This is a genomic window from Roseateles sp., from assembly GCF_049240545.1.
GTDB lineage: Bacteria > Pseudomonadota > Gammaproteobacteria > Burkholderiales > Burkholderiaceae_C > Paucibacter_A.
In genome coordinates this window covers 10,287-14,170 of the sequence record NZ_JBMLSK010000055.1, presented here as the reverse complement: position 1 = coordinate 14,170, position 3,884 = coordinate 10,287, and the positions used below count along the sequence as shown (strand labels likewise).

The 3,884-nt window shown below is 63.2% G+C and carries 2 protein-coding genes; one reads left to right on the top strand and one right to left on the bottom strand.

Annotation, left to right across the window (positions count from 1 at the left end; translation table 11 throughout):
* Positions 1-174: 174 nt before the first annotated feature.
* On the bottom strand, positions 175-2,364 hold the full coding sequence (gene cphA, locus ACOVRJ_RS03620; protein WP_422042539.1) for a cyanophycin synthetase: 2,190 nt from the start codon (positions 2,362-2,364) through the stop codon (positions 175-177).
* A 291-nt stretch (positions 2,365-2,655) separates the two neighbouring features.
* Between cphA and ACOVRJ_RS03615 the strand changes: the two genes are divergently transcribed.
* Positions 2,656-3,884 (top strand): ABC transporter transmembrane domain-containing protein (locus ACOVRJ_RS03615; RefSeq protein ID WP_422042538.1); only part of this gene is annotated, 1,229 nt, incomplete at its 3' end.

The following is a 3,884-nucleotide window of genomic DNA, read 5'->3' as shown; positions in this document are numbered from 1 at the left end:
CGGCTCCACATATTCGGGCCGCGCAAGGCGCGGGTGCGAGAGACTTCCATGTTTGAGCTTCCTCTGGAATCGGTTTGTTTGGCGCTGATGTGTATCGGGCGGGTCGGGAGGATGAGCACTTTTGTAGCGAGCGGCTGTCAGGCTAGGCGGCCGGGCAGTAAAAAGTTTTCATCCTCAGGCGGCCAGCTCGGGGACAAAGGTGTCCATGCCTGCAGAGATCAGCTCCGGGGAGATATTCATCGCCCAAGCGGTCGCGACGGCGGCCAGCACGGTGGAGGCATCGATCTCGCTGTCGGCCGCATTGGCGGCGGCTGCGAAACGCTTCAGCAGCGCATCGACATTGGCGCCCACCGTTTCTGAGGGGCCATCGGCCAACACCGCCGCCCCGCCTTGCAAGAAGACGGCGCGACCACCCGTGGCGCGGTGCTCGGCCAAGGCTGGCAGGCTGCCGTCCACGGCGTAGAGCAGCACATCGCCGTCGCTCAGCTCGGCCATTTCCAGCAACTCCGGCTCGGCCGCGTTCAGCACGGCCACACCTTCGGGCAAGACCACATCGACCTGGGTGCGCAAGACCTTGAACAGTTGTGCATCGGTTTGCACATCGAACTCACCCAAACCGGCGATGCCGCCCATATCGGTGACCACGCCAACCTGGCAGCGGTCATAAGCCAAGCCATCGCGCAAGATGGAAGAGGCGTTGTTCTCGATCACGACCGCATCTACCGTGCGGTTCATCAGCAGGCGGTGCGAGGCGTCCCAGTTGTTGGAGGCGCGGCGCTCAACCCGGCGGCTGCCCAGGAACAGGCCGTCGCGGCAGGCCAGGCCTACATGGCGGCCATTCAGGTGCAGCAACCAAGCCACCAGGCGCGAAATGGTGTGGGTGCCGCGCGAGCCGGCCACGCCCACCACCGGGATGCGGCCCGATTCGTCTTCGGCAAACAAGTGGTCGATGATGGCCTTGCCCACGGGCTGCGGGCTGCCGCCGGCGGGCTTCAAGTGCATCAAGAGGCCGGGGCCGGCATTCACTTCCACAATCGCCGCGCCGGTTTCGTTCATCGGCTTGCCGATGTCTTCGCTGACCAAGTCGACGCCGGCGATGTCCAGGCCGACCACACGGGCCGCCAAGGACACGGCATGCGCCACATCGGGGTGCACCTCGGCCGTGCAGTCAATCGACACATTGCCATTGCGCTGAATCAGCACCTGGCGGCCAGCCTCCGGCACCGCCTCGGGCGTCAGGCCCTGGCGCTGCAGGTCCAGAATCACCACCGGGTCTTCGCCCAGGGTGATGCGGTTGAGCGGGAATTCTTCGGTCAGGCCTCGGCGCGGGTCGGTGTTGATCTGGTGATCCACCAGTTCGCGCACCGTCTGGCGGCCATCGCCCACCACCCAAGCGGCTTCGCCGCGTGCGGCGGCCACCACCCGGCCACCCACCACCAGCAGGCGGTGCTCGTTGCCGCGGATGTAGCGCTCGACCAGCACTTCCGAGCCTTCTTCATCGGCCACCTTGAAGGCGGCTTCGACATCGGCTTGGTTTTGCAAGTCCAGGGTCACGCCACGGCCATGGTTGCCGTCGCTGGGCTTGACCACCACCGGCAGGCCCAGGTCTTGCGCCACTTCCCAGGCCTCGGCCGGGGTCTTGACCGCCTGGCCCTCGGGCACAGGCACGCCCACTGACTTCAGCAGGGTCTTGGTCAGGTCTTTGTCGCCCGCGATGCCTTCGGCAATCGCGCTGGTCATGTCGGTCTCGGCCGTCCAGATGCGGCGTTGGCGGGCGCCATGGCCCAGCTGCACCAAGTTGCCATCGTTCAGGCGGATGTGCGGAATGCGGCGGTCGGTGGCGGCGGCCACGATGGCGGCCGTCGAGGGGCCGAGGTAGCAGTCGTCCAGCTTGTCGCGGATGCGGGCCACGGCGGCGTTGACGTCAAAGGGCTCGCTGTTGATGGTGGCCATCAAGAGCGCATGGCCTTCGGCCAGCGCGCTGCGGGCGACTTGCTCATCGCGGGCGCGGAACACCATGCGGTAGACGCCGTGCTGGCTGGTCGAGCGGGTCTGGCCAAAGCCGGTGGGCATGCCCGAGAGGTTGAGCAGTTCGATGACGATGTGCTCCAGCACATGGCCGCACCAAGTGCCTTCTTCGAGTCGCTGCAAGAAGCCGCCGCGCTCGCCGACGCCGCAGTGGTGCTCGATCAAGGCGGGCAGGGCCGCCGTCAGCCGCGGGGTGAAGCCGTCCAGCTTGTTGGTGGGGAAGTCTTCCAGCTCACCCAAGTCCAGCCAAACCTCCAGCACGGGACGGTAGGTCCACATATTGGGGCCGCGCAGGTAGTTGATGCGCAACAGCTTGATGTCTTCTTTCTTGCTCATGGATGGCGGGCCGTTTGAGGGCCGAATGCTTTGGGCTGAAATGGGGCTGCAGCAGATGAAGGGTGATGGATCACCGGGCGTCATCTAGCGTGGCAGGGCGCAATTGTGCGCCCAGTTGAGCCTTTGATCCGTGATGGCCTGTGTGCTTTATGTGACTGTGCAGGTCCGGGGTGTTTTGCCATGAAGTGCTCAATTTGAAGGGGAAGTCCTGCATCTGGGTGAAAATCCGGGGTTAAACCTTGCCTGCGACCACTTTTGGTCTGCGGGCTTATCACGAGAGTGCACCCTCACATGTCAGTTGAAGTGTCCTTGCAGCACCCGAAATGGGCGGAGTGTCAATCGCGGCTGCTTGCCCAGGAGAACGTCCTGGCACCGCTGGAGGTTGACCTGGACTCGCAGCTGCGCTTTGCCAGCTCACTTTTGGTGCTGACGAATCGTCGTTTGCTGGCCTGGGATGCGGCCACGGCCCAATGGGCCGAGTGGTCCTTGCAGGCCGATATGGCGATGCAGATTTCCGACCATGCCGGTGTTGGCGCCTTGGAGTTGATCCAGGGCCAAGGTCGATTGGCCATCTGGCGCTTTACCTTGCAGATCAATTTGCAGGCGCAGCGCTGGCAGGAGATGTTTCAGCGGCGTATCGAGCAAGGTGATGTGCCGGCGCGCGAAACGGCGGAGGACTTGGAGTTCTGCCCGAGTTGCCAGGCGCCGCTGCCGCCCGAAAGCGAGGAATGCCCGACCTGTGCCCGCGAGTTGCATACGCCGCCTTCCACTTGGGTGTTGCTGCGTCTGGGGCGCTTTGCCAAGCCCTACCGCAAGCAACTGCTGGGTGGTTTCGCCCTGATGCTGGGTTCGACCGCGGCCACGCTGGTGGCACCTTACTTGACCATTCCCTTGATGGACCGGGTGTTGATTCCGTTCCAGAACGGTCAGGAGATCGACCCCTGGTTGGTGGCCTTGATCCTGAGCGGTTTGTTCGGTGCCGCTCTGGTTTCTTGGCTGCTGGGATGGGCCAAGACTTATCTTTTGTCATTGGCTTCTGAGCGGATTGCAGCGGATCTTCGCACCGCAACCTTTGACCATTTGCTCAGCTTGTCCCTGGAGTATTTCGGCAACAAGCGCACGGGCGACCTGATGGCCCGGATCGGTTCGGAAACTGACCGCATCAGCGTGTTTCTCTCGCTGCACGCACTCGACTTCATCACCGATGTGCTGATGCTCTTGATGACAGCCACCATCCTGTTTTCGATCAACCCCTGGCTGGCGCTGGTGACCTTGCTGCCTTTGCCATTTATCGCCTGGATGATTCATCTCGTGCGTGATCGACTGCGTACCGGTTTCGAGAAGATCGACCGGGTCTGGGGTGAGGTCACCTCGGTGTTGGCCGACACCATTCCCGGCATTCGGGTGGTCAAGGCCTTCGCTCAGGAGAAGCGCGAGGCTCAGCGTTTTCGCGAGGCCAATGCCAACAACTTGAAGGTCAATGACAAGCTGAACCGGACCTGGAGTTTGTTCACGCCAAC

Coding starts and splice junctions, on each gene's coding strand:
- cphA (WP_422042539.1), bottom strand. CDS start 2,364: ATGAGCAAGAAAGAAGACATCAAGCTGTTGCGCATCAACTACCTGCGC.